The following is a 26,076-nucleotide window of genomic DNA, read 5'->3' on the forward strand; positions in this document are numbered from 1 at the left end:
CGGACCTCCGCCGAGTTCATACGAACCAGGGCTCAACTGCCCCTGATTCATGGGGACTTGGTCATCGAGGCGGTGCTCGGATTCGTCATGAGGGAAAGGCGCCAAGCGGCCTGGTCATTCGTTGCTGACTTCAGGGGGTTCACCTTGTCCGAAATGCGCTTCGGTTTCGAGGGAGACGGAAAAGAGGTCGCGGCTGACGCGGGGAGCCTGGAGGGTTGGTTCAAGGACACCGAGACCCTTAGCCGGGCCAGTATCAGTCATGTCTCCCGCCCGCCCGCTCCTGGAACTCAGGGGTATGTGCTGGAGGCGGTGAGCGTCATGGCGGACTCGGCCCCTGTTTTCGGTGCGGTGCTGTCGACCTTCGGGACGTGGCTGGTCCAGCGACTGCAAAGAGGGCAGGTCACGGTCACCATCACGTGTCCCAACGGTGTGACCATCACCGAAACCGTGCGTCGGCAGGCCGATGTCCCGGCTCTCAAGCAGCGGATCATCGCGGACTGCCAGGTGTGAGAGGAAGTGGTATGAGCGTGCCGTGGCCGACGCGCCTGCTCGACAGGGATAATTCATGGGTCGTACTGGTCGGAACGTCTCAACACGACTCTCCCCCCAGCAACCTGCCGGACATCCCTCAGGCATCGACCAGTGTCGAGGATCTCGCCGCAGCGCTGTGCGGCCCGCACGGTCTCTTCACCAAGGAACACGTCATCACCGTGCGTGATCCGAGCAGTGTGGAGGAGGTTCTCAGCGCTCTCGACAGCATCGCGGGCCAGAAGCCGGACGTGGTCCTCTTCTACTACGTCGGCCACGGCATGTACACGTCCCTCGATCGGGACAGTCGCAAGGAATTGTTCCTGGCCCTGTCAGGTTCGATCGATGACCAGGCCGAGGCGGTCCGTACGGGACTGCCGGTTGGCTCAGTCTTCAGTCGGCTGCGCTATCTGCGAGCCAAGCAGTCAGTCGTCGTATTGGACTGTTGCTTCGCGGGGCGCGCACTGGACGACCCCGGCGTGGGCGACGTTCACGTCCTGTGCGCTACAGGGCGCACCAGTTTGGCCCTCTACGAGCTGGATGAGCGTCACACCGGCTTCACGGGTAGCCTGCTGCGCCTGTTCAGGAACGGGATCCCGGACGGGCCCCAGTACCTTGACCTGCACACGGTGTTCCATCACCTCTCGGTCACCTTGCCGACGACTCCCAGCGCTGCGTCCCCGGAATCGAACGGCTGCCTGCCGCGCCCGCGGCAGCGGACGACGGACCAACGAGGCAGTCTTGCCCTGGTGCGCAATCCGGCGTTCGGGACTGGACGCACTCTCGAAGGGCTCGGCGTTCGCGCGGAGTTCGCCCGCAGGGTCGCCGCTCTCGGAGAGGATCCCCTGATCGACCCCGGTGATCAGCGCATGCTCTTGGCGCACGCGGCGGAACTCTTCGCTGCGATATCCGTGGACACCGCCGCGCTGCATGGGCTACCCGAAGTGAGCCGGCCGGTTCCGGCCGAATAGTCCACCTGGGGAGGGCCCCGCGACTGCGGGGCCCTCCCCAGGCATTGGAAACGTCCTTACGTGGTGGCGTCGGCGGCAAGCGGTCGACCGCGTGAGGATGCTCCTGTCTGGGAGCGCCCAGGCTGGCGCAGCAGCAACGCGATCGCCGCCGCCACGATCGAGACGCCCCCCGCCAGCGCGTAGGCGCCGTCATAGCCCCAGGCCGCGACCACCATGGAGCCGAGACCGCCGCCGAACAGGCCGCTGATCAGCTTGCCGCTGTAGACGAGGCCGTAGTTGGTGGCGTTGTAGTTCTCCCCGAAGTAGTCCGGGGTGAGTGCTGCGAACAACGGGTAGAACGCGCCGCCGCCGAAGCCCGAGAGGAAGGCGAAGAAGAGGAACAGCCATTCGTTCCTGAGGTCGCCGGCCCAGATCACGCCGAACTGGGCGAGACCCAGCACGACGATCACGAACACCAGGGTCGACTTGCGGCCCCAGCGGTCGGACAGCCAGCCCACGACACCGCGGCCGATGCCGTTGACGACCGCCATCACGCCCATCGACGACGCCGCGACCAGCGGGCCGAAGCCCACCTCCTTGGCGTAGTCGACCTGGAAGGAGATGCCGAAGATCGACACCCCTGCGGTCAGCACGACCGACAGCCACATCAGGGGCAGCATGCCTGTCCTGATGGCCTCCCGGGGCGTGTACTGCTTCACCGCCGGAGGGTTCTTGACCAGGCTCGTCGCGTTCTTCTGGTCGCCCGTGTACGTCCGCGGGTCGACGTCCGCGGGCCACCAGTTCTTCGGCGGGTCCTTGAAGAAGAACGCGCATCCGAAGACGACGATCATGATGTAGCAGCCGATCAGGTCCAGCACCCGGTGGTAGTTCGCGGTGTCGAACCCGTAGTTGAAGATGAAGATGAACGGCAGTGATCCGTACGCGAACCCACCATTGACGAACCCGGTCCGGGCACCGCGCCGCTCGGGGAACCACTTGCCCACCATGTTGATGCAGGTCGCGTAGATCAGCCCGGCGCCGATACCGCCGATGACGCCGAAGCCGATGATCGCGAGCCAGACATCGCCCAGGTGCGACAGGGCGAGGAACCCGAGCAGGCACATGCCGGAGCCGATGTACATGGCCGTGCGGGCCGTCAGGATGCCCTTCTCGCGCAGCCAGCCCGCCGGGAAGGCGATGCCGGCCTGGAAGAACACCCAGACGCTGAGGATCCAGAAGGTGTTGCTCTGCGTCCAGCCGTGCGCGTGGGACAGGGTGTCCTCCGCGGAGCCGTACGCGTATTCGAAGACGCTGATGGCCATCATGGCGATCCACGGGAGATACACCATGAGGTTGCGGGAGTGACCGAGGATGTCGCGGTCGGTCTCGCCGACCCGATAGACGCGGCCTCGCGCGTCGGTCACCTCGCGGTAGGGACGGTGTGCGGCGTCGGACGGTGCGGACGAACTGCTTGCTGCGTACGGATCTGCCGTCATGTCAGGCCATGTCCTCGCCGAGCGGTCGTGGGTTGGGAACGATGCGGCCGTCTTCCCTGTCGCGGCCCGGCGGGCTGAGGAACAGCGCCACGCATCCGGCGAAGAGCGAGATGGAGCCGGCCAGGATGAAGGCACCGGAGTGTCCCCAGGCACTGACGACCACGGCACCCATGCCCGCGCCCAGACCGGAGACGAGCTTGGCGCTGTAGACCATGCCGTAGTTGGACGCGTTGTTGTTCTCACCGAAGTAGTCGGCGGTGAGCGCCGCGAACATCGGGAAGATGGCGCCGCCGCCGAAGCCGGAGATCGAGGAGAAGATCAGGAACAGGGGAAGGTTCTTGGCGTCGGCCGACCAGAGGATGCCGTACTGGGACAGACCCAGAATGACGCACACGGCGAGCAGACACCGCTTACGGCCGTACAGGTCGGACAGCCAGCCGATGACACCTCGGCCGGTGCCGTTGACGATCGCCTTCAGGGACATGGCCGTGGCCACGATCCCGCCCGCGAATCCCGCCTCCTCGCCGATGTCCACCTGGAAGGCGATACCGAAGATGTTCACGCCGGACGTGCACGCCAGACAGAACCACATCAGGGCCACCCGGCCCGTCTTCCACGCCTCCTTGGGGGAGTACTGGCGGACCGCCGGCGGGTTCATCCGCAGCGAGCGTGCCGCGCGCGGGTCAGCGGGCGGGTTGAGCGGGTCGACCGCTGCGGGCCACCAGTTCTTCGGCGGGTCCTTGAAGAAGTAGCCGGAGGCCGCGACGATTCCGGCGAGGAAGATACCCACCGAAACCAGCACCCAGCGGAAGTTGGTGAGATCCATGTAGCCGGTGAAGAGGAAGACGAAGGGCACGGAGCCATAGGCGAAACCGCCGTTGACGAAGCCGGTCTTGCCGCCCTTGCGCTCCGGATACCACTTGCCCACCATGTTGACGCAGGTGGCGTACACCATGCCCGCGCCCATGCCGCTGAACATGCTGAAGCCGATGTAGGCGACGACGACATGTGGCGCGAAGGCCAGGGACAGATAACCCATCAACGTGCCCGTCGCGCCGAGCATCATCGCCCAGCGGGCCGGCAGTTTTCCGCTCTCACGCAGTTTGCCCGCGGGGAAGGCCACCGCGGCCTGGAAGAAGACCCACACGGTCATCATCCAGAAGATGTGCATGCTGTCCCAGCTGTGCGCCGTGTGCAGGGTGTCCTCGGCGGACGCGAACGCGTACTCGGCCGAGGAGATGCCCATCATGCCGATCCAGGGCAGGATCACCATCCACTTGCGTTTGCGGCCCATGATGTCGATGTCGGACTCGCCGACGCGATAGACGCGTCCGTTCTTGTCGGTCACCTCCCGATAGGCGGCGACCCGTGAAACGTCGGTGGTAGTCACGTTGGTTGCACCCCTTGCGTCGAAAGTTCTGGCCAGCGCCCCCTGTCCAATGCCTTTCGTGCGCGCACGGGTCCCGGGGCCGGCCGACGCGCACCGTCGGCCGGCCCCACCGCCTCACCTCATGAACCGCCCCCCAACAAGCCCGCCGCCCGCGCCCACCGGTACTTGGCGCCCAGCACGGCCACCGGCTTCTCGGTCGTGTACGGGTACGCCACGACCCCTCGCTCGTACAGGTACTGGCAGGCGTCCTCGACCTCGACGTCACCCGCGAGCGACGCGACGACGGGCTTCTCTACGCCGCGCTCCCGGAATTCGGCCACCACGCGCGCGGTGAGCTCCGCGAAGACCATCGGGGGAGTGACGATCGTGTGCCAGTAGCCCAGGACCAGCGCGTGGATGCGGGGATCCTCCAGGCCGAGCCGGATCGTCGCCTCGTACGTCGACGGCGGCTCGCCGCCCGTGATGTCCACCGGGTTGCCCGCCGCCCCGAAGGGCGGGATGAACTTCCGGAACGCCTCGTCCAGGTCCGGCGGGATCTCCATCAGGGACAGGCCGTTGTCGGTGACCGCGTCCGACAGCAGCACGCCGCTGCCGCCGGCCCCGGTGATGATCACGACGTTGTCGCCCTGGGGAGCGGGAAGCACCGGCAACGCGCGCGCGTACTCCAGCATTTCGTTCAGCCCGGGTGCCCGGATGACACCGGCCTGCTTCAGGATGTCGTCGTACACGGCGTCATCGCCGGCGAGGGCCCCGGTGTGCGAGCCGGCCGCCTTCGCGCCCGCCGCCGTACGGCCCGCCTTGAGGACGACGACCGGCTTCTTCGGTACGGTCGCCCGCGCGGCCTCGACGAAGGCGCGCCCGTCCTTGAGGTCCTCCAGGTGCATCGCGATGCACTCGGTGTGCGGATCCTCGCCGAACCAGGTCAGTAGGTCGTCCTCGTCCAGGTCCGACTTGTTGCCGAGCCCGACGATCGCGGACACGCCCGTCTTCGTGGTCCGTGCGAAGCCCAGGATGGCCATCCCGATGCCGCCGGACTGCGAGGTCAGCGCCACCCCGCCCTTGACGTCGTACGGCGTGCAGAACGTGGCGCACAGGTCCTGCCAGGTCGAGTAGTAGCCGTAGATGTTCGGCCCGAGCAGCCGGATGCCGTGCCGCTCGGCGATGGCCACGATCTCCTCCTGGAGTTCGTGCTCGCCGGTCTCCGCGAAACCGGAGGGGATCAGCACGGCGTTCGGGATCTTCTTGCGTCCCACCTCCTCCAGGGCCGAGGCCACGAACTTGGCGGGGATAGCGAAGACCGCCACATCCACCTCACCGGGAACGTCCGTGACACTCTTGTACGCCTTGCGGCCCAGAATGTCATCGGCCTTGGGGTTCACCGGATGAATGTCCCCGGCGAAGCCACCGTCGATGAGGTTGCGCATGACCGAATTGCCGATCTTGCCCTGCTCGTTGGAGGCCCCGATGACGGCGACCGATGACGGCTGCATCAGTCGACGCATGGAGGCGAGGATCTCGTCGCGCGAGTAGCGGCGGCGCGGCTTGACCGCTGCTTCGGAGAGGATCACGCGGATGTCGGCGGCGATCGCGCCCTCCGCGGTGGCGATCACCGGGTTGAGGTCCACCTCCGCGATCTCCGGGAAGTCCGAGACCAGCTGCGAAACGCGGCGGATCTGCTCGGCGATCGCCCACCGGTCCACGGCCGCCTGACCGCGCACCCCGTGCAGGATCTCCGCCGCCCGGATCGAGTCCAGCATGGACAGTGCCTCGTCGGCGGTCACGGGCGCCAGCCGGAAGGTGATGTCCTTGAGGACCTCGACGAGCACCCCGCCGAGCCCGAAGGCGACGACCTTCCCGAACGTCGGGTCGGTGACCGCGCCGACGATGACCTCCTGCCCCTGCGGGAGCAGTTCCTGCACCTGTACGCCCTCGATGCGGGCATCCGCCTTGTACGCGCGCGCGTTGTCGATGATCTGGTGGAACGCGGCCCGTACGTCCGTCGCCCCTTCGACGCCGACGATCACGCCGCCCGCGTCGGTCTTGTGGAGGATGTCCGGCGAGACGATCTTCATCACCACGGGTCCGCCGAAGCGCGCCGCGTACGCGACCGCCTCGTCGACGTCCGTCGCGAGTTCCTCGCCCGGTACGGCGATCCCGTACGCGTCGGCGACCACCTTGCCCTCGGGCGCGGTCAGCGCGGTGCGTCCCTCGGCCCGAACGGAGTCGAGGAGCGTCCGCACCCGCAGGACGCGGTCTTCGGCCATCACGTCAGATCACTCCGTTCGACTTGAGCAGGCGCAGCTCCTCGTCACCGAGGCCGAGCTCGCCGATGTAGACCTGTTCGTTGTGCTCGCCGAGCAGCGGCGAACTGCTCACCTCGACGGGGGAGTCGGAGAGCTTGAGCGGGCTGCCGACGGTCACGAACTCGCCCCGCTCGGGGTGCGGCACGGTGACGACCATCTCGTTGGCGACCAGCGAGGAGTCCTCGATGATCTCCTTGGTGGAGAGGATCGGCCCGCACGGGATGTTGTGGGCGTTGAGCTTCTCCAGCACTTCCCACTTGGGCAGGGTCGAGGACCACTCCTCGATCAGCTGGAACATCTTGTTGAGCTTGGGCAGCCGGGCCTCCGGCGTCGCCCACTCGGGGTCGCCGGCGAGTTCCGGCCGCCCGATGAGCTCGCTGATCGGCTGCCAGCCGACCGGCTGCACGATGACGTAGACGTAGTCGTTCGGGCCGCCCGGCGCGCACTTGACCGCCCAGCCTGGCTGACCGCCGCCGGACGCGTTTCCCGAGCGGGGAACTTCCGTGCCGAAGTCCTCGTTCGGATATTCAGCAAGCGGCCCGTGTGTCAGGCGTTGTTGATCCCTCAGCTTCACCCGGCACAGGTTGAGTACAGCGTGCTGCATGGCCACGTTGACCCGCTGCCCACGCCCGGTGTTCTCGCGCTGGAACAGCGCCGCGAGAATCCCCGCCACGGCGTGCACTCCGGTCCCCGAGTCCCCGATCTGGGCTCCGGTCGCCAGCGGCGGCCCGTCCTCGAAACCAGTGGTCGACATCGACCCGCCCATGGCCTGCGCGACGACCTCGTACGCCTTGAAGTTGGTGTACGGGCCGTCACCGAACCCCTTGATGGAGGCATAGACGATACGCGGATTGATCTCCTGGATGCGGTCCCAGGTGAAGCCCATGCGGTCGACCGCGCCCGGTCCGAAGTTCTCGACCATGACGTCGGAGCGCCGGATCAGCTCGGTGAGGATCTCCTTGCCGCGCTCGGTCTTGGTGTTGAGGGTGATGCTCCGCTTGTTGCAGTTGAGCATCGTGAAGTAGAGGGAGTCGACGTCCGGGAGGTCGCGCAGTTGCTTGCGCGTGATGTCTCCGGTCGGCGCCTCCAGCTTGACGACGTCCGCGCCGAGCCAGGCGAGCAGCTGGGTCGCGGAGGGTCCGGACTGGACGTGGGTCATGTCCAGGACGCGGATGCCTTCGAGAGCCTTGGTCGGCGTGCCAGTCATGGAGGCCACCTCACTTGTACATGGTCTGGTTCATGGTTCCGGGGGCGTACGCGTCCGGGTCGACCCAGACGTTGATCAGCGACGGCTTCCCGGACTCGCGGGCGCGCCGCAGCGCGGGGCCGATGTCGGCGGGGTCACGGACCTCCTCGCCGTAACCGCCCAGCATCTGCGCGAACTTGTCGTAGTGGACGTCGCCGAGAGTGTTGCCGATCCGCTCGCGCTCCTTGCCGTACTTGGCGGCCTGGCCGTAGCGGATCTGGTTCATGGAGGAGTTGTTGCCGACGATGCCGACGAAGGGGAGGTTGTAGCGGACGAGCGTCTCGAAGTCCCAGCCGGTCAGGGAGAACGCGCCGTCGCCGAAGAGTGCGACGACCTCCTTGTCGGGCCGCGCCTGTTTGGCCGCGAGCACGAACGGCACCCCGACGCCGAGCGTGCCCAGCGGGCCCGGGTCCATCCAGTGCCCGGGCGACTTGGGCTGCACGACCTGCCCGGAGAAGGTGACGATGTCGCCGCCATCGCCGATGTAGATCGAGTCCTCGGTGAGGAAGTCGTTGATCTCGCTGACCAGTCGGTACGGGTGGATCGGCGAGGCGTCCGACCTCAGGCTCGGCAGCCGCTTCTCCAGGGCGGTCTGCTCGGCAGCGCGCAGCTCGTCGAGCCACTCCTTGCGCTTCGACGCGCCCCCGTTGACGCGCCCGGAGGCCGCCTCGGTCACCGACTTCAGCACCAGCCCGGCGTCGCCCACGATCCCGAGGTCGATGTCGCGGTTCTTGCCGACGGTGCGGTAGTCGAGGTCGATCTGGACGACGGTCGCGTCCGGTGACAGCCGCTTTCCGTAGCCCATGCGGAAGTCGAAGGGCGTGCCGACGATGACGATGACATCGGCGTTGGAGAAGGCGTACCGGCGCGACAGCTGGAAGTGGTGCGGGTCGCCGGGCGGGAGCGTGCCGCGGCCTGCCCCGTTCATGTACGCGGGGATGTTGAGGGTGCGCACGAGCTCGATGGCCGCCTCGGTGCCGCGGGTCGTCCACACCTGGCTGCCGAGCAGGATGGCCGGCTTCTCGGCGTGGACCAGCAGGTCGGCGAGCTTCTCGATCGCTTCGGGGTCGCCGGCCGAGCGGGTGGAGGCACGGTAGGCGCCCTCCTTGGGCACCCGCGCCTTGCTCACCGGCACCTTGGCGTCGAGGACGTCGCGCGGGATCTCCAGGAAGGAGGGTCCGGGCGCGCCGTGGTAGCACTCGCGGAACGCCATTGACACCATGTCGGCCGCGCGCGCCGTGTCCGGCACGGCCGCCGCGAACTTGGTGATCGGCGTCATCATGTCGACGTGCGGCAGGTCCTGGAGGGACCCCATCTTGTGCTGGGTGAGGGCGCCCTGGCCGCCGATGAGCAGCATCGGGGACTCGGCACGGAAGGCGTTGGCGACACCGGTGACGGCGTCGGTGGTGCCGGGACCCGCGGTGACGACCGCGCAGCCGGGCTTGCCGGTGATGCGGGCGTAGCCGTCGGCGGCGTGGGCGGCGACCTGCTCGTGGCGGACGTCGACGACCTCGATGCCCTCGTCGACGCAGCCGTCGTAGATGTCGATGATGTGGCCGCCGCACAAGGTGTAGATGCGGTCGACCCCCTCGGCCTTCAGCGCCTTGGCAACGAGATGACCACCGGAAATGACGTCCTGGGTGTCGTCGGGCATGGCGAAGTCCTGTCCCTTCGTAGGGGGTTGGAACGGCTCTCGCGGTACATTGCATACAGTCGACGAATACTGTATGAACCTTGTTATCCCGCATCCGGTGGGTGGTGTCCAGGGGGCGTGCGGCACTTTTGAGTCAGGAGCCGGAATGGACCTGTACGAACACCAGGCAAGGGAACTCTTCAAGGAACACGGCATCTTGGTGCCGCGGGCAGAGGTGACGGACTCACCCAAGGAAGCCCGCGAGATCGCGCGCCGGCTGGGCGGCCGTGTCGTGGTAAAGGCGCAGGTGAAGACCGGCGGTCGCGGCAAGGCGGGAGGTGTGAAGCTGGCCGCCGACCCGGCCGCCGCCGAGATCACGGCACGCCAGATCCTCGGTATGGACATCAAAGGCCACACGGTCGGCAAGGTGATGCTGGCCCAACCCGTGGACATCGAGACCGAGTTCTATATGTCCTATGTGCTCGACCGGGCGGCGGGCGGATTCCTCGCCATCGCCTCGGCCGAGGGCGGCATGGAGATCGAGGAGGTCGCCGCCAGTCGGCCCGAGGCCGTGGCCCGTATCCCCATCGACCCGGCGGAGGGCGTCACCTCCGCGAAGGCGGGTGAGATCGCCGACGCGGCGGGACTGCCGCCGCAGACCGTCGACGTCCTCGTACGGCTCTGGGAGGTGCTGGTGCGAGAGGACGCCCTCCTTGTCGAGGTGAACCCACTCGTGCGCACCGCGCAGGGGCAAGTCCTCGCCCTCGACGGCAAGGTCACCCTCGACGACAACGCCCGGTTTCGCCAGGCACGTTGGGGCGCCGAAGAGGTAGAGCACGACGAGGCACTGGAGGCGACGGCTGCCGCCAAGGGCCTCAATTACGTCAAGCTCGACGGCGAGGTCGGCATCATCGGCAACGGCGCCGGCCTCGTCATGTCGACCCTCGACGCGGTCGCGGGCTGCGGCGCCCGCCCCGCCAACTTCCTCGACATCGGCGGTGGCGCGTCAGCCCAGATCATGGCCGACGGACTGTCGGTCATCCTCTCCGACCCGGCCGTGAAGTCCGTCTTCGTCAATGTCTTCGGCGGTATCACCGCGTGCGACGCGGTCGCCGACGGCATCGTGCAGGCCCTGGACACCGTCCAGTTGACCAAGCCGCTCGTCGTACGCCTCGACGGCAACAACGCCGCCCGCGGGCGGGCCATCCTCGACGACCGTGCCCACCCCCTGGTCCAGCAGGCCACCACCATGGACGGCGCCGCGCTCCGGGCCGCCCGACTCGCCACCACGGCCTGAGCCGTCCCAGCCTGAGGAGACATGACGACATGGCCATCTACCTCACCAAGGAGAGCAAGGTCCTCGTCCAGGGCATGACCGGCGGCGAGGGCATGAAGCACACCCGGCGCATGCTCGCCGCCGGCACGAACGTCGTCGGCGGCGTCAACCCGCGCAAGGCGGGCCGCACCGTCGACTTCGACGACCGTGCCGTCCCCGTCTTCGGCTCGGTCGCCGACGGCATGCGCGCGACCGGCGCCGATGTGGCCGTCGTCTTCGTGCCGCCCGCCTTCGCCAAGGCGGCCGTCGTCGAGGCCGCCGACGCCGGTATCGGGCTCGCTGTCGTGATCACGGAGGGCATCCCCGTCCATGATTCCGTCACCTTCACCACGTACGCGAAGGCGCGCGGCACCCGCATCATCGGCCCCAACTGCCCGGGCCTGATCACCCCCGGCCAGTCCAACGCGGGCATCATCCCGCCCGACATCACCAAGCCCGGCCGCATCGGCCTGGTCTCCAAGTCCGGCACGCTCACCTACCAATTGATGTACGAGCTGCGCGACATCGGCTTCTCGACCTGCGTCGGTATTGGCGGCGACCCGGTCGTCGGCACGACCCACATCGACTGCCTCGCGGCCTTCCAGGACGACCCCGACACCGAACTGATCGTCCTCATCGGGGAGATCGGCGGCGATGCCGAGGAACGCGCCGCCGCGTACATCCGCGACCACGTCACCAAGCCGGTCGTCGGCTACATCGCCGGGTTCACCGCACCCGAGGGCAAGACGATGGGGCACGCGGGAGCGATCGTGTCCGGCTCGTCCGGTACGGCGGCGGCGAAGAAGGAGGCGCTGGAGGCGGTGGGCGTACGGGTCGGTGGCACACCCACCGAGACCGCCCGCCTGGTGCTGGACCGCCTCCACTCAGAGGCGTGAGGTCACTCATAGTCCACGCGAGGTCACTTTCAGGCGTGACCGGACCTCGCTAGCGTCCGCCGTAGCCATCCACAACCGCCCCCGACTGTGCACCGAGAGCGGAGTCCCCCATGGCAACCACCCTCACCCTCAAATCCGGCACCTCCTGGGCCGAAGCCTGGGAGCGCTGCCTCGCAGTCGCTCCCGAGGCCTTCAGGGACGACCGTGTCCTCAACCGCTGGAACTCCACCTGGCAGGCGGACGGCCGTGTGCTGCCCGCCACCAGCCCCGTCGACGGCAGCCCGATCGCCGGCCCGCCGCGCCTGGACCGGGCCACCGCCCACCAGGCCGTACGCGCCTCACTCGACCAGCACCGCGCGTGGCGGCACATCCCCCTGGACGAACGCCGAGCCCGTGTCGCGGCCACCCTCGACGCCCTGACCCAGCACCGGGAGTTGCTCGCCCTCCTTCTCGTCTGGGAGATCGGCAAGCCCTGGCGGCTCGCCCAGGCGGACGTCGACCGGGCCATCGACGGCGTGCGCTGGTACGTCGACGGCATCGAGCCGATGGTCGACGGACGGGCCCCGCTCGACGGTCCCGTATCCAACATCGCGAGCTGGAACTACCCGATGAGCGTGCTCGTTCACGCAGTGTTGGTACAAGCACTGGCAGGCAACGCGGTCATCGCCAAGACCCCGACCGACGGCGGTGTCGCCTGTCTGGCCCTCGCCTCGGCGCTCGCCGCCCGTGAGGGGATTCCCGTCACCCTCGTCAGCGGCAGCGGAGGCGAGCTGTCCCAGGCGCTGGTGCGGGCACCCGAGATCGGCTGCGTCTCCTTCGTCGGCGGCCGCGACACCGGCGCCGCGGTGGCCACGGCCGTCGCCGATCTCGGCAAACGACACGTACTCGAACAGGAAGGACTCAACACCTGGGGCATATGGAACTACACGGACTGGGATGCGCTCACGGCAGTCATCCCGAAGCTCTTCGACTACGGCAAACAACGCTGCACGGCGTACCCGCGCTTCGTCGTCCAGCGTGAGCTGTTCGACGAGTTCCTCGGGGTGTACCTCCCGGCGGTGCGCACGCTGAAGGTCGGCCACCCCCTGGCGGTCGAGAAACGGGACGACCCCTACCCGCAGCTGGACTTCGGGCCGGTGATCAACGCGGCCAAGGCCAAGGAGCTCCAGGACCAGGTCGCCGAGGCGATCGACCGGGGCGCCGTCCCGCTGCACCGGGCCAGGCTGTCCGGCGCCCGCTTCCTGCCCGGCCAGGACACTTCGGCATACGTCCAACCGGTCACCTTGCTGAACCCGCCGCCGTCCTCCCCGCTTCACCACGCGGAGCCGTTCGGCCCGGTCGACACGATCGTCCTGGTCGATACGGAGGCGGAGCTGCTGGCCGCGATGAACGCGTCCAACGGCGCGCTGGTCGCCACGCTGTCCACGGACGACCGGGCGACGTACGACCGCCTGGCGCCGCAGATCCGCGCGTTCAAGGTCGGCCATGGCAAGGCACGCTCCCGCGGCGACCGCGACGAGCTGTTCGGCGGCTTCGGCGCGTCCTGGCGCGGGGCGTTCGTCGGCGGCGAGCTGCTGGTGCGCGCGGTCACTCAGGGACCGGCGGGGGAGCGGCTGCCCGGGAACTTCCCGGAGTACCACCTCATGCCGTGACCTAATGCCGTGACGAGAGCGGCCGTGGCGCCTGCCCCCGGGTGGGCGCCACTGGTCGATCTCACCCGTGTGTGACCGGCGGATCACGTGAGGTGAACCCCCTCGGGCCGCCCGGTCTCTGGCCTCGCGTCGGCCGTCCGACAGGCGGATATGCAGGTGAAAGGCACTCCGAAAGCTTGGTATTGTTGTGCCTGTCGCCACGGGGAACACCCCCGGTAAGGCGACAGGCGCCTAGTCCGGGTGGCGGAATGGCAGACGCGCTAGCTTGAGGTGCTAGTGCCCTTTATCGGGCGTGGGGGTTCAAGTCCCCCCTCGGACACACATTGCATCACAGTGGATCCCCAACTTGTGCGAGTCGAGCCCAGCCTCGGCTCGCACAAGCTGTTTCTGGGGCAAACGTGATGGGGGAGCAGGCCCCCGGCCTTCCGGTGGCTCCTAGGCTCTGTCCTGGGGATCATGAGCGGAGCCAGATGACGAGTGCTGCGGCGGTGACGGTGCCGAGGTAGACGTAGGCGCGTTTGTCGTATCTGGTCGCGACCGCGCGGGACTGTTTCAGCTTGTTGATCGCCCGCTCGATAGTGTTGCGCTTGGCGTACCGCTCCTTGTCGTAGCCGGGTGGCTGGCCACCGGCGCTCCCGCGCCGCAGACGGCCGGCCGCTTGGTCGGCCTTCTCCGGGATGACGTGCCGGATCCCGCGTCCACGCAGGTAGGCGCGGGTGCGACGGTTGCTGTAGCCCTTGTCGGCGCTGACGCTGTCGGGTGTCGTGCGAGGCCGGCCGGTGGCCAGGCGGGGCACCCGGATCCGTTCCATGACAGCCTCGAACTGGGTGCAGTCGGCCCGCTGACCGGGCGTCAGGGCGAGCGAGAGCCCTTCGCCCTTGAACAGCAGGCCCGCAGCCTGCCCGCAGCCGCGCGATGTCCGCAACCCCGGGCCCAGTGGCGCCCGCAGGGGCGCGCGCACCACCGACAGATGCGTCACAAGTGCGCGTTTTACGCGTTCGGGTCCCAGTCTGCGAGCTGCTCCATCGGCTCGGTGTCGCCGGTGGTCTCCAGGCCGTCGAGTGGGACGCGCTCGTAGAAGTAGAGGACCAGTTCGCTCGCTGCGCCTCGCATCGCCATGTCGCCCGGCTCCGCGTCGGCGGCGAGGTCGTCGCAGCGGACGCCGTCGGCGTTGAGGGTCAGGCGCCAGGAGCGGCCCTCGGTCGTGTGCAGGTCGATGGTTGCCGGCTTGAACGGCCAGGGGACGGTCGTCGCCGAGACGGTCGTCAGGAACTCGTCGACGCCCTCGACCGCGACGTCGGTCGGCAGGGGCTGTGCGGCGCCCTGGGTGAGCTGGGCGTCGTAGGTGTGGACGGCGATCTCCTGGATCTGGTGCCGGGCCACGGCTCTGCTGGTCTCCGGGGCCTGCGAGCGGCCCCACCAGGTCCAGCAGCCGCGGTCCGGGCCGGCCTCGCGCATCGCGTCGAGCATGAGCTCGGTCGACTCGGCGAGCCAGGCGTCCAGGGCTTCGCGGTCGCGGGGCGCGGTCGGGGCGCCCTTCGGGTCCGTCCTCGCCGGGGGCTCAGTGCCCGGGCCCGCCGCGACGATGGCGGCCTGGCGGCGGCGGCCGTCACCGAGGTGCTGCGCCAGTTCGCGCAGCGTCCAGTCCGGGCAGGTCGGGACCTGGACGTCAAGGTCGGGGGCGGACGCGATCGCAGCGCGGAACGCGGCCGAGCGGTCTTCGATCAGCCGCAGGACCTCGGGGAACTCCAAGATGTTTTGCACGGCGGTTGTGTATCACGGCGCTCCGGCCGCCGGGTAGCGAATTTGTCGGACGAACGCGTCGACGGCCGGGCGGAGCGCCGGCGCCGAAGCCGCCCTGAAAATCCGCGCACTGCTCGCCAACGGCGACTTCGACCGCTACTGGACCTACCATCTGGGCAAGAGCACCAGCGCAACCACCAGGCCCGCTACCAACTCGCTGCTTGACCTACGAAGTCACTCCCAGCAATCCGCACCCCTGGCCGATGTCAGCGGCCTGAGTAGTGTGTGCGGCCCGGCGGCGCCAGCGCCAGAGGAGTGAAACGAGAGCTAGGTTCTGTCTCTTTGGCTTCGCGCTGTGAGACGGATGCGCTTGCAGCTAGCCATTGGCTCGACGTGGCTGACCCCATGAGCCCGGTGGATGATTTCCCGCATGATGATGCAACCTCCCCGACGAGGCATCGACCCTGTCGTGCCCCCGGTCACGACGTCCTGGCGCCGCATCGACGCCTGGTTGTCCCGATACGCACCGAAGGCGCTGGCAGAACTCAGGCCCCCGGCTTCGTGGCAGTCCATTCAAGAAGCCGAGTCACGCTTGGGGTTCCCGCTTCCTGCGGATCTGCGTGAGTCGCTGCGGTGCCACGACGGAGATACGTCCCTGCTGGGTGTGCTCCCCTGCCGGAGGTTGTACTCGGTGTCGGAGATCATCGAGGTCCGCGAGATGCGGATGGAGATATGGGAATCAGACGACCCGGACCAGGCGGAAAGTCCCTGGTGGGGAACGAATTGGGTCCCCATCTCCGGAAGTGACGGAGACGACCACTTCATCGATGCCGGGGAAGGGATGTGGCAGAACCACCTCGGTGACGCTGTTCACGATGACCAGGCGTGCTTTCTGGGCTGGCCCAGCTTGGGCTCATGGCTCCACGAGGTGGCTGAAGCCATGGAGCATCAGGGCCAATCTCCTGGTTCGGCGCGGTGACCTCACCCAAGGTCGACAGCAGCGGAGACATCGACTGGTGGAACTGAGTCCTGCCTCATTGATCACCTTCGCGCCCAGATGAGGATGCCCGCGAGGTGGAGTGCGGCCTGATAGGCGATCGCGAGCTTGTCGGTTCGTGTGGCCAGGCCGCGCCACTGTTTGAGGCGGTTGATGCACCGCTCGACGGTGTTCCGCTGCTTGTAGGCCTCGCTGTCGAAGACGGGCGGACGGCCACCGAGTCGGCCTCGCCTCAGGTGGTGGCCGACTTGGTCGGACGGCTGCGGGATGACCGCACGGATCCCCCGGCGTCGCAGGTGGCTGCGGATGGCACGTGAGGAATACGCTCGGTCGCCCAGAACGGCCAGGGGCCGAGTCCGCGGCCTGCCCGGGCCCCTGCGGGGCACGCGGATGCGGGACATCACCGTCTCGAAGGCGGGCGCATCACCTGCCTGGGCTGCGGTCACGGTGAAGGCGAGAGGCCGTGCCTGGCCGTCAGCCGCCAGGTGGACCTTGGTGCTCAGCCCGCCCCGGGAGCGTCCGAGCGCGAGCTCGCCGTAGTGAACTGCCCCCTTTTGAATGCTCCGGCAGCGTGCTGGTGAGCCCGGACGACCGTGGAGCCCACCGACACCGTCCAATCGATGTCGTCGTCGGCGTCCGCCGCCGCCAGGACGCAGACAGGATCATCTCCCACGTGCCGTCCACGGCCCATCTGATCGGCCGCTTGAGCGGTCTTGAACGAGCCGAGCTCGTCGGGAAGGTCCCGCCAGGGCGAGTTGGTGCGGTACTTCCACGCGATGGCCTCAAGAGTGCGGCGGTGGTCGGCCCACCGCCGCCCGCGGACCGGATCCGCCGGCATCAGCGGCACGATCCGGGTCCCACATCGCATCGGTGATCACCAATCGGACAGACACATCCGATCAACTGACCAACCCATCAAAGAGGCACGCGCTAGGCCGGGGAGAAGATCCCGCACGCACGGAATCCAGCGGGTCAGTTCACGGACAGGGACGGGGATGGGGACGGGGACAGGGACGGGCTCTGCGTGCGGTCCCGCACGATGATCTTGCCGATGTTGCGGCCGCGCAGCATGCCCAGGAACGCGTCCACAAGGTGCTCGAAGCCGTCGACCACCGTCTCGTCCAGCGCGAGTCGGCCGCTCCGCAGATGCGGTACCGCGAACTCGTACAACTCCTCCTGCACGGCCTGATGGTTGCGCACCAGGAAGCCCTCCATGCGGATGCTCTTCTCCACGATGTCCGCGTGGTCGAAGCGCGGCGGCGGTGCGTCGGGAGTGTTGTACTGGCTGATCGTGCCGACGCGGACGATGCGCCCGAACTCGCGAAGCGCTCCGACCGCCGCGGCCAGCTGCTCGCCGCCGACGTTGTCGACGAACACGTCGATGCCGTCCGGTGCGACCTTGCCGAGGAGGTCGGCGGCGGGCCCGTCGTGGTAGTCGAAGACGGCGTCGTAGCCGACCTCCCGCGTGAGATGGTCGGCCTTCGCCGCCGAGCCCGCGCTGCCCACGAGCCTTCCGGCGCCGAGCAGCCGGGCGAACCGCCCGGTCGCCGTACCGACCCCGCCTGCCGCGGCCGACACGAACAGGTCCTCGCCCTCCCGGAGTTGGGCGATCCGGGTCAGGCCCACATAGGCGGTCAGGCCGGTACCGCCGAGGATGCCCAAATACGCGGTCAGGGGCACCCCGTCGAAGCGGGGCAGCCGCCGGATCTCCTCAGGCGTGACCACCGAGTGCGTACGCCAGCCCTGCCGGTGGAACACGATCTCGCCCTCGGCCAGCAGAGGCGAGTGCGAGGCGATGACCTGCCCGATGGTGCGGCCCTCCAAGGGTGCGTCCAGGGCGAAGCCGCCGGGCACGTCGTCCATCATCTCGCGGTGATAGGGGTCGACGGACCAGTAGAGGTTCTTCACCAGCGCGCTGCCCGCCGCGGGCTCGGGGAGAGAGGACTCGACGAAGGCGAAATGCTCGGCGGTGGGAAAGCCGTGCGGGCGGGTGATCTGGTGCACGGTGAGCGCGGTCTCGTTCATGAAACGGACCGTAGGGCGGGAATGCCCCTGGTGGGCAGCCGGTTGGGCTCATGTGACCCCCCGTTCCATGAGCATTTCTCATACACCGAGGTGAGCGCCCCGTGGCCCGTGCGACCGACTCCGATCTCGCCCCGCACGAGTTGCGCGTCCTGGTGGCGGTGGCCGATACCGGCGGCTTCTCGGCCGCGGCCGGGACACTAGGTCTGACGCAGTCCGCGGTCTCCCACTCGGTGCGCGGCAGCGAGCGCAAAGTCGGTGCCGTGCTGTTCGAACGAGGCCGCACCGGCGCCCGTCCCACTCCTGCCGGAGAGAAGGCCGTGACGCATGCGCGTCGCATCCTGCGCCTGCTGGACGTCCTGACCGCCGAGGCGCGCGGGGCGGCCAGATCCGACGCGGCGGAGGGACCGCTGCGGATCGCGGCCTTCCGCAGTGCGGCTCTCCACCTGCTGCCGCCCGTCCTCGAGCGACTGCGCGCCCGGCATCCCGGGATCCAGCCGCAGGTGCGGATCGTACGTGAGGTGGGGCGAGGCACCGCGGGCGAAGTGGCCGACGGGAAGGCCGACCTGGGCATCGCCACGCTGGGCGGCTCCGTGCCGCTACCGTCCGGTCTCGTCGCCGGCGGACTCTTCGAGGAGCCGTATGCCCTGGTCTACGCGGCGGGTCAGGCCGCCCCGCGTTCGCTGCCGCTGGTCGACTGGGCCGAGAACTGCGGCTCGTACACCCGCGACTGGTGGGCGGCACAGGACTGGATCCCGAAGGCGACCATCGAAGCCGAGGACGACGGAGCGGTGCTTGCCCTGGTGAGCGGAGGGCAGGGGATGGCGATCATGCCCGCGCTCTCCTTGGCCGGAGCGCCGAACTCGGTCGACATCGCCGATCTCGGCCCCGAGCGCCCGACGCGCCAGATCGGCTATGTCACCACCGTCGAACTGGCGGGATCCGCCGTTGTGCGCGCCTTGGTGAGGGAACTGCGGGCCGTGGTGCCCGTGGCGTGAGCGTTGTTGAGCGTGGGGTTTGATCAGGCCGGGGCGTCAGTGGTCGGCCGGTTCGTGGGCCGGGTGGCCCTGGAGGATTCCTCGTCACGGGCCGCCCTGGTGGCGTTGATGACGGGACGCGCGACGGCGCGGTCGTCGAGTGGCTGAACTATGCGCCGCTCCGCCCGGGGCTCGAAGGATTGATCGGCATGACGCCGCGGCTTAGCCTCACAGCATGGTGCACAGCACGGCGGACGACGTCGACGCCTATCTGGCCGAGGTGCCGGACGAGCGCAGGGCGGCCCTGGCGAGGCTGCGGGAGCTGTGCCGCGCGGAGCTGCGTGGCTTCAGCGAGGCCATGGCGTACGGCATGCCGACCTACCAGCGCGACGGCGCGGCCGAGATCGCGTTCGCGAGCCAGAGGCATTACGTCTCCTTCTATCTGATGCGCGGCGATGTCCGGGACGCGTTCCAGGAACGGCTGGCCGGACAGGACATGGGCAAGGGCTGCCTGCGTTTCCGCAGACCCGAGAAGATCGATTTCGACCTGGTGAGGGATCTGCTGCGCGCCACCGCGGCCGACCGGGAACAGGCCTGCTGAGTTCCCTCCCGGGCGTCGTCGGTTGTCAGTCGTCAGTCGCGGTCTGCCGTCACCGCACCGACTGCGGAACGGCCATCGTGGTCCGTGTCGTTCGCGTCCGCCGTGTCCTCCGCGTTCCTCGGCCAGGGACGCCCGGTGATGCGTTCGATGTCCGTGTTGAACTGCCGTAGGTCCGCGATGAACCGGTCCAGACGGTCGGGCGTCCAGTCGGCCACGACCGTGGACAGGCCGGTGACGATTCCCTCCCGCTGCTCCGACAGGAGCCTGACGCCCTCCTCGGTGATGCGGAACTTGCGTGCCACGCCGCCGGCCGGGTCGAGCGCGCGCTCCACCAGCCCGTTGCGCAGCAGGGCCGAGGTCTGTCGGGTGAACGTGGACGCGGCGAGTCCGAAGGCCTCGACGAAGTCCGGGATGGACATCGGGCCCTGGGTCTCGATCCTGTTGAGGAGCACGTAGGCGCTCTGGTCCAGCGGGTCCCCGCCGCGTGGGCCCCGGGGCGCCCTCATCTCCTTGTGGCGGGTCAGGATCAGCAGTTCCCGCTCGATACGCTCCGCCGCCTCTCGGGCGTCCACGCCGATCTCCTTCCCGGCCGCAAGGGCCAAGTTCCCCAAATCCCCGAGCCCGCAGGTCCCTGAGGCACCACCCTACGGTGAGATTGCGCCATACGCGGAAAGTGCATCATGCACTCTTGATGCATGATGCACAACGTGCGTAACGTGCGGTGCTGTGAACGCTTCCGCGTCGCTCACCCACCTCCCGCCCCCCCACGCAAGGTGATGCAAGATGCGCGAGAACGACCTTCTCCGGCTGCCACTGCCCAGCGACAACCCCTTGGAGCCGCCGGCCGAATGGGAGCAACTGCGCCGCCAGTGCCCCGTGACCACGGTTGAACTCCCCAGCGGTGACAAGGCGACCTATCTGACCCGCTACGGCCACGTCAAAGCCCTGCTGTCAGACGCCCGCTTCGTCCGCCCGACCGCCGAGGACGGCGCCGCCCGCATCGCCCCCGAGGGAGCGGGCGGCCCCGCCGCCGACGGCAGCACCACCCTGGCCCTGCCCGACCGTGGCGAACCGCACCTCAAGTGGCGGCGGCAGGTGGGCAAGTACTTCACCGCCCGGCGCATGACGGCACTGCGCCCGGGCATGGTGCGGACCGCAGAAAGCCTCGTCGACGACATGGTCCGCGGCGGACAGCCCGCCGACCTCAAGGCCGGCCTCGGCTTCCCGCTGCCCGTCTACGTCATCTGCGACATCCTGGGCGTCCCCGCCGGGGACCGGGACCGTTTCTCGCACTGGTCCGACGCCTTCCTCAACGTGAGCCGCTACTCCGGCGACCAGACCCGGGCGGCTTACACCGAGTACGCCGATTACATGTCCGCGCACATCGCGGCGACGCGCGCCGAGCCCGGCGACGACCTGATCAGCATGGTGATCAGGGACGGCGAGGAGGAGGGTCAAGGGCTCACCGACGACGAACTGCTCGGCACCGCCATGGGCCTGCTGGTCGCCGGGCACGAGACCACCGCCAACATGATCGGCAAGATGGTCGCGATGCTGCTCGCCGACCGGACCCGCTGGGAGCGACTGCTCGCCGACCCCACCCTGGTGCGCACCGCGGTCGACGAGGCGCTGCGCTTCGACGCCAACCTCGGCTTCGGACTACGGCGTTATCTCACCGAGGACGTCGAGATCGACGGCGAGGTGCTGCCCGGCGGCACGACCGTCGTGTGCAGCATGCCGTCCGCCAACCGGGACGAGCAGGTCTTCACCGACGCGGACGACATGGTGCTGTCCCGGTCCCCGAACCCCCATCTGACGTTCGGCGTCGGACCGCACTCGTGCCTCGGGCAGAGCCTGGCCCGCACCGAATTGCAGGTCACCCTCGACGTCCTCCTCCGCAAGCTGCCGACCCTTCAACTGGCCGTACCCATCGATGAGTTGCGACGTGTGGAGGGACTCCTCGTCGGCGGACTGCGCATGGTGCCCGTGCGGTGGTGACGGCTCCCGGGAGAGGAAGAAAGGCAAGGAAGGAAGAAGGGCAACGGACGTGAAAGTCAATGTGGACCAGGGCCGCTGCTGCGGCGCCGGCCAGTGTGTGCTGATCGCACCCGAGGTCTTCGACCAGCGTGACGACGACGGAATCGTCACCCTCCTGGAAGTGAGCCCCGCCGCGGACGTGCACGCAGCTGTCCGCGAGGCCGCCGCAGTGTGCCCCGCGGCGGCGATCACCATCGACGACAAGTAAGAAAAATTCGGCTGCTTCGACCAGGCCCGGTTCCCTAGACTCACCACGCAATCACGCGCCGCCCACCACTCGGCGGCGCGTCGTCGTGACGAGCAGAGGGGAGCCGGGCCGTGCGTGACCGCACCGCTGTCGTCGTCTCCCTCTGCCGGTACGAGGTGATCCTGGTGTCCTCGTCCGCCCGGTGCCCGCTGCGCGGCCGGTACCGGATGCCCGTGACGAACGCCTGAGAGCGCCCTCGCGCCCCGAGTACATCAACGCACCTTCCGTAGCTCCCCTCTGACGGGACGGCAGGCGGAAGGCCGTGCTCGCGTGCGCCTTGTGCACGCCGGTGTCGTCCGGGAATCGCGCTGACCCGTTCCGCTTCCGGATCATCCGAAAGGCCAAGGGCCGTGCGCACCAACCTCAACACCAATCACAGCAATCTCAGCACCAGCCTCAACACCCCCCTCGCCGTCGTCCGAAACCTCGGCATCCTCGCCCACGTCGACGCCGGCAAGACCACCGTCACCGAACGGATCCTGTACGCCACCGGGACCACGCACAAACGCGGCGAGGTCCACGACGGCACCACCATCACCGACTTCGACCCACAGGAGCGCGATCGCGGCATCACCATCTTCGCGGCGGCGGTCAGCTGCGCCTGGGACGGTCACCGGATCAACCTCATCGACACCCCCGGGCACGTCGACTTCGCCGACGAGGTGGAGCGTTCGTTGCGCGTCCTCGACGGAGCGATCGCGGTGTTCGACGCCGTCGCGGGCGTCGAGCCGCAGAGCGAGTCGGTGTGGCGGCAGGCCGACCGGCACGGCGTGCCGAGGATCGCGTTCGTCAACAAGATGGACCGTGTAGGGGCCGACCTCGACGCAGCGGTCGCCTCGATCCGGGAACGGCTGCATCCGGCGCCGCTGGTCGTGCAGTTGCCCATCGGTGCCGAGGACGGTTTTTGCGGCGTAGTGGATCTCGTACGCATGCGGGCGCTGCTGTGGGCCGACGGCGCCGAGACGGTCGTAGAAGAACCGGTGCCGCAGCACATCCGCGAGGAGGCGCAGCGGCGTCGGCGGCTGCTGGAGGAGGCCGTGGCCGAACTGCACGCCGGGGCGCTGGAGGAGTTCTGCGCGCGGTCGACGATCGCGCCGGAGACCCTCGTCACCGCCCTGCGCGACCTGACCCGCACGGGCGACGGCGTGGTCGTGCTGTGCGGCTCGGCCTACCGCAACCGGGGGATCGAGCCGCTGCTCGACGCGGTCGTGGCGTACCTGCCCTCGCCGCTCGACGTGCCGGCCGTACGTGGCCTGCGCGACGGCGCCGACGAGGAGCGGTCCGCCGATCCGCAGGCTCCGTTCGCGGCACTGGCGTTCAAGGTGAGCGCCACCCCGACCGGGCGGCTGACCTACCTGCGGGTGTACTCGGGAACGATCGAGAAGGGAGACACGGTGTACGACGCCGGCGCGCGGCGCACCGAGCGGATCGGGCGGATCCTGCGGGTCCAGGCCGACCGTCACGCCCAGGTGGACCGGGCGGTCGCCGGGGACATCGTGGCCGTGGTCGGCCTGAAGTCGGCCCGTCCGGGCTCCACCCTGTGCGCACCGGACGCCCCGCTCGTCCTCGAACCGCCCAGTGTGGCCGACCCGGTGGTGTCCGTGGCGGTCGAGGCGCGCAGGTCCACCGACACCGACCGGCTGGCCTCCGCGCTGGGGCGGCTGGCCGAGGAGGACCCGTCGCTGGTCGTGCGGACCGACGCCGAGACGGGGCAGACGGTGCTGTCCGGCATGGGTGAACTGCATCTGGAGGTGGCGGTGGAGAAGATCCGTAGGGACATCGGGCTGGAGGTCAACGTCGGTCGTCCCCGGGTGTCCTACCGGGAGACGGTCGGCCGCGGGGTGTCCGGCTTCGTCTTCCGGCACGTCAAACAGGACGGCGGGGCAGGGCAGTTCGCACACGTCGTCCTGGACGTGGAGCCGCTGGAAACGGAAGCCGGCTTCGAGTTCCGCTCGGCCGTCGTCGGCGGTCGCGTTCCGCAGGAGTACGTCCGTGCCGTCGAGGCCGGCTGCCGGGACGCCCTCGCCGAAGGCCCGCTCGGCGGCCACCCGGTGACCGGGCTGCGCGTCACCCTCACCGACGGGGCGACCCACGTGAAGGACTCCTCCGACACGGCCTTCCGCACCGCCGGTCGCCTCGGCCTCCGCGATGCCCTGCGCACCTGCGCGATGGTCCTGCTGGAGCCGGTGGTCGAGGTCACGGTCACCGTGCCCGAGGACGCGGTCGGCGGCGTGCTCGGCGACCTCGCGGCGCGACGGGGCCGAGTGACCGGCTCGACCACGCGCGCGGGCGCGGCGATCGTCACGGCCACCGTGCCGCTGGCGGAACTGTTCGGCTATGCGACGAGGTTGCGCAGCCGTACCCAGGGCCGCGGCAGCTTCACGTCCCGGCCGACCGGGTACGCACCGGCGCCGGCAGCGGCTGCGGCGCCGATGACGTCGGCGTTGCGGTAGGACGTCGGCGTTGCGGTAGGGCGACGGCGTAGCGGTGGAGAGGGCAGGGCCCATCGAGGAACAGGCCCGCCCTCCCCCCACAGCTAGCCCCTCCACAGGTGGCCCCCTCCACAGGCGGCCCTTTCCCGAAGCCGGGAGGGGGCCGCCCCTCGGAAGGTGTGTCAAAACTCGGAAGGTGTGTCAGAACCCTTGACGCATCCGCCCCCTGAGGCTTAACTCACGCTCTAAATTAAGTAGTGACGCACTTCCCGGAAGGGCCACCAGGAGCATGCGCAGCATCCGAGCCGCGGCCGTAGGCGCCGTCACCCTGTCCCTCGCCCTGGCCGCCTCGGCCTGCGGTGGCGGTACGCCGACGGGCGGCGGGCCCGACGACTCGCCGAAGACCCTCACCTACTGGGCGTCCAACCAGGGCGCCAGCATCGAGGTCGACAAGAAGGTCCTCCAGCCCGAACTCGACAAGTTCGAGAAGCAGACCGGCATCGAGGTGAAGCTGGAGGTCGTGCCCTGGTCGGACCTGCTCAACCGGATCCTCACCGCGACCACCTCGGGCCAGGGCCCCGACGTCCTCAACATCGGCAACACCTGGAGCGCCTCCCTCCAGGCCACGGGAGCCCTGCTGCCCTGGGACGCCGAGAACTTCGGCAAGATCGGCGGCAAGGACCGGTTCGTCGATTCGGCGCTCGGATCGACCGGTGCGCAGGGCCAGGACCCGGCCGCGGTGCCGCTGTACTCGATGGCGTACGCGCTCTACTACAACAAGGAGAAGTTCGCCGACGCGGGGATCGAAAAGCCACCGGCCACCTGGGACGAACTCATAGCCGCCGGTAAGGAGCTGTCGCAGGACGGCAAGTGGGGCCTGGGGACGGAGGGTTCGAACCCGTCGGAGAACATCCACCACGCCGTTGTCTTCGCCAAGCAGCACGGTGCCGACTTCTTCACCGCCGACGGCAAACCCGACTTCACCTCCGGCGGAGCGGTCGCGGGCGTCAAGCAGTTCGTCGACCTGATGGCCAAGGACAAGATCATCGCCCCCGGCAATGCCGAGTACGCCCAGAACCAGTCCGTCAGCGACTTCGCCAAGGGCAAGACGGCGATGCTGCTCTGGCAGTCCGCGTCCGCCAACCTCAAGTCCCAGGGCATGAGCGAGGACGCCTACGGGATCGCCCCCGTGCCCGTGCAGTCCGGCACCCCCGGCTCCGGCACCGGCGTCAACTCCATGGTCATGGGCATCAACCTGGCCGTCTTCAAGAACACCGACAACCTCGACGGTGCCACGAAGTTCGTGAAGTTCATGACGAGCGATGCGGAGCAGAAGACCCTCAACGAGGCCTACAGCTCAATCCCTCCGGTCAAGGGTGCGCAGTCGGACCAGGCCTTCAACACGGCGGCGAACACGGTCCTCAAGGACACCCTCTCGGGGAGCGCCGTCGCGGCACCCCAGGTCGCCGACGAGTCCCAGTTCGAGACGGCGGTCGGTACGGCCATCAAGGAACTGTTCGCCGACGCGGCCGCCGGACGCCCGGTGACGGAGGACTCGGTGCAGGCCGCCCTGGAGAAGGCCCAGCAGCAGATGCCGACGAAGTGAGCACG

General features: G+C 68.7%; 21 protein-coding genes, 1 tRNA gene and 1 pseudogene. 13 read left to right on the plus strand and 10 right to left on the minus strand.

Annotated elements, in window-relative coordinates; all coding sequences use genetic code 11:
- Positions 1–57: 57 nt before the first annotated feature.
- Both BLU79_RS13180 and BLU79_RS13185 read left to right on the plus strand, forming a co-directional pair.
- On the plus strand, positions 58–510 hold the full coding sequence (locus BLU79_RS13180; protein WP_143052496.1) for an effector-associated constant component EACC1: 453 nt from the start codon (positions 58–60) through the stop codon (positions 508–510).
- A gap of 11 nt (positions 511–521) precedes the next feature.
- The gene (locus BLU79_RS13185; protein WP_093905893.1) at positions 522–1,499 is read left to right on the plus strand and encodes a caspase family protein; all 978 of its coding nucleotides are present in this window, start codon (positions 522–524) and stop codon (positions 1,497–1,499) included.
- A gap of 56 nt (positions 1,500–1,555) precedes the next feature.
- Here BLU79_RS13185 and BLU79_RS13190 read toward each other — a convergent pair whose 3' ends face one another.
- The 5 genes from BLU79_RS13190 to BLU79_RS13210 form a co-directional block, all read right to left on the minus strand.
- A complete protein-coding gene (locus BLU79_RS13190) occupies positions 1,556–2,974 on the minus strand; it encodes an OFA family MFS transporter (RefSeq protein WP_093905894.1) in 1,419 nt (472 codons plus the stop codon).
- A 1-nt stretch (position 2,975) separates the two neighbouring features.
- Positions 2,976–4,364, minus strand: a complete 1,389-nt coding sequence (locus tag BLU79_RS13195; RefSeq protein ID WP_177000997.1) for an OFA family MFS transporter — start codon at positions 4,362–4,364, stop codon at positions 2,976–2,978.
- A gap of 119 nt (positions 4,365–4,483) precedes the next feature.
- Positions 4,484–6,628, minus strand: a complete 2,145-nt coding sequence (locus BLU79_RS13200; protein ID WP_093906039.1) for an acetate--CoA ligase family protein — start codon at positions 6,626–6,628, stop codon at positions 4,484–4,486.
- Positions 6,629–6,632: 4 nt separating this feature from the next.
- The gene (gene frc / locus BLU79_RS13205; RefSeq protein ID WP_093906040.1) at positions 6,633–7,874 is read right to left on the minus strand and encodes a formyl-CoA transferase; all 1,242 of its coding nucleotides are present in this window, start codon (positions 7,872–7,874) and stop codon (positions 6,633–6,635) included.
- Between the two features lie 10 nt (positions 7,875–7,884).
- Complete coding sequence (locus BLU79_RS13210) at positions 7,885–9,567, minus strand: thiamine pyrophosphate-binding protein (protein ID WP_093905896.1); 1,683 nt, start codon at positions 9,565–9,567, stop codon at positions 7,885–7,887.
- 145 nt (positions 9,568–9,712) lie between these two features.
- Here BLU79_RS13210 and sucC point away from each other — a divergent pair, with 145 nt between their 5' ends.
- The 4 genes from sucC to BLU79_RS13230 all read left to right on the plus strand — a co-directional run bounded on the left by sucC (position 9,713) and on the right by BLU79_RS13230 (position 13,728).
- Positions 9,713–10,843 (plus strand): ADP-forming succinate--CoA ligase subunit beta, encoded by a 1,131-nt coding sequence (gene sucC, locus BLU79_RS13215; RefSeq protein WP_093905897.1) that lies wholly within the window; start codon positions 9,713–9,715, stop codon positions 10,841–10,843.
- A gap of 29 nt (positions 10,844–10,872) precedes the next feature.
- Positions 10,873–11,757, plus strand: coding sequence for a succinate--CoA ligase subunit alpha (sucD, locus tag BLU79_RS13220; protein WP_093905898.1), 885 nt, complete (start codon positions 10,873–10,875; stop codon positions 11,755–11,757).
- 110 nt (positions 11,758–11,867) lie between these two features.
- Positions 11,868–13,409, plus strand: a complete 1,542-nt coding sequence (locus BLU79_RS13225) for an aldehyde dehydrogenase family protein (RefSeq protein WP_093905899.1) — start codon at positions 11,868–11,870, stop codon at positions 13,407–13,409.
- A 234-nt stretch (positions 13,410–13,643) separates the two neighbouring features.
- A tRNA-Leu gene (locus tag BLU79_RS13230) sits at positions 13,644–13,728 on the plus strand.
- A gap of 135 nt (positions 13,729–13,863) precedes the next feature.
- Here BLU79_RS13230 and BLU79_RS13235 read toward each other — a convergent pair.
- Entirely contained in the window at positions 13,864–14,388 is a 525-nt protein-coding gene (locus BLU79_RS13235; RefSeq protein ID WP_177000998.1) for a transposase, read from the minus strand.
- 11 nt (positions 14,389–14,399) lie between these two features.
- Complete coding sequence (locus BLU79_RS13240) at positions 14,400–15,173, minus strand: maleylpyruvate isomerase family mycothiol-dependent enzyme (protein WP_093905900.1); 774 nt, start codon at positions 15,171–15,173, stop codon at positions 14,400–14,402.
- A gap of 415 nt (positions 15,174–15,588) precedes the next feature.
- On the opposite strand from BLU79_RS13240, the gene BLU79_RS13245 reads away from it, so the two are divergent.
- Positions 15,589–16,131, plus strand: coding sequence for an SMI1/KNR4 family protein (locus BLU79_RS13245; protein WP_256333292.1), 543 nt, complete (start codon positions 15,589–15,591; stop codon positions 16,129–16,131).
- 62 nt (positions 16,132–16,193) lie between these two features.
- Here the strand turns inward: BLU79_RS13245 and BLU79_RS13250 are convergent.
- Both BLU79_RS13250 and BLU79_RS13255 read right to left on the minus strand, forming a co-directional pair.
- Positions 16,194–17,012 (minus strand): annotated as a pseudogene (locus BLU79_RS13250) (IS5 family transposase).
- Positions 17,013–17,121: 109 nt separating this feature from the next.
- Entirely contained in the window at positions 17,122–18,174 is a 1,053-nt protein-coding gene (locus tag BLU79_RS13255; protein ID WP_093905902.1) for an NADP-dependent oxidoreductase, read from the minus strand.
- A 101-nt stretch (positions 18,175–18,275) separates the two neighbouring features.
- Between BLU79_RS13255 and BLU79_RS13260 the strand changes: the two genes are divergently transcribed.
- Together BLU79_RS13260 and BLU79_RS13265 are read left to right on the plus strand one after the other, a co-directional pair.
- A complete protein-coding gene (locus tag BLU79_RS13260) occupies positions 18,276–19,169 on the plus strand; it encodes a LysR family transcriptional regulator (protein ID WP_093905903.1) in 894 nt (297 codons plus the stop codon).
- A 214-nt stretch (positions 19,170–19,383) separates the two neighbouring features.
- Positions 19,384–19,749: an iron chaperone gene (locus tag BLU79_RS13265; RefSeq protein ID WP_093905904.1), complete on the plus strand. Its 366-nt coding sequence runs from the start codon at positions 19,384–19,386 to the stop codon at positions 19,747–19,749.
- 32 nt (positions 19,750–19,781) lie between these two features.
- On the opposite strand, the gene BLU79_RS13270 is transcribed toward BLU79_RS13265, so the two are convergent.
- Positions 19,782–20,321, minus strand: coding sequence for a MarR family winged helix-turn-helix transcriptional regulator (locus tag BLU79_RS13270; RefSeq protein ID WP_093905905.1), 540 nt, complete (start codon positions 20,319–20,321; stop codon positions 19,782–19,784).
- Positions 20,322–20,532: 211 nt separating this feature from the next.
- Here BLU79_RS13270 and BLU79_RS13275 point away from each other — a divergent pair, with 211 nt between their 5' ends.
- The 4 genes from BLU79_RS13275 to BLU79_RS13290 all read left to right on the plus strand — a co-directional run bounded on the left by BLU79_RS13275 (position 20,533) and on the right by BLU79_RS13290 (position 26,071).
- Positions 20,533–21,747: a cytochrome P450 gene (locus BLU79_RS13275; RefSeq protein WP_093905906.1), complete on the plus strand. Its 1,215-nt coding sequence runs from the start codon at positions 20,533–20,535 to the stop codon at positions 21,745–21,747.
- Positions 21,748–21,796: 49 nt separating this feature from the next.
- Positions 21,797–21,994 carry a ferredoxin gene (locus BLU79_RS13280; RefSeq protein ID WP_093905907.1) on the plus strand — a complete coding sequence of 66 codons (198 nt, stop codon included), beginning with the start codon at positions 21,797–21,799 and terminating at the stop codon, positions 21,992–21,994.
- A 389-nt stretch (positions 21,995–22,383) separates the two neighbouring features.
- The gene (gene fusA, locus BLU79_RS13285) at positions 22,384–24,486 is read left to right on the plus strand and encodes an elongation factor G (protein ID WP_093905908.1); all 2,103 of its coding nucleotides are present in this window, start codon (positions 22,384–22,386) and stop codon (positions 24,484–24,486) included.
- Between the two features lie 268 nt (positions 24,487–24,754).
- Entirely contained in the window at positions 24,755–26,071 is a 1,317-nt protein-coding gene (locus BLU79_RS13290) for an ABC transporter substrate-binding protein (protein WP_093905909.1), read from the plus strand.
- Positions 26,072–26,076 lie beyond the last annotated feature (5 nt).

This window comes from Streptomyces sp. cf386 (genome assembly GCF_900103585.1).
Taxonomy (GTDB): Bacteria; Actinomycetota; Actinomycetes; order Streptomycetales; family Streptomycetaceae; genus Streptomyces.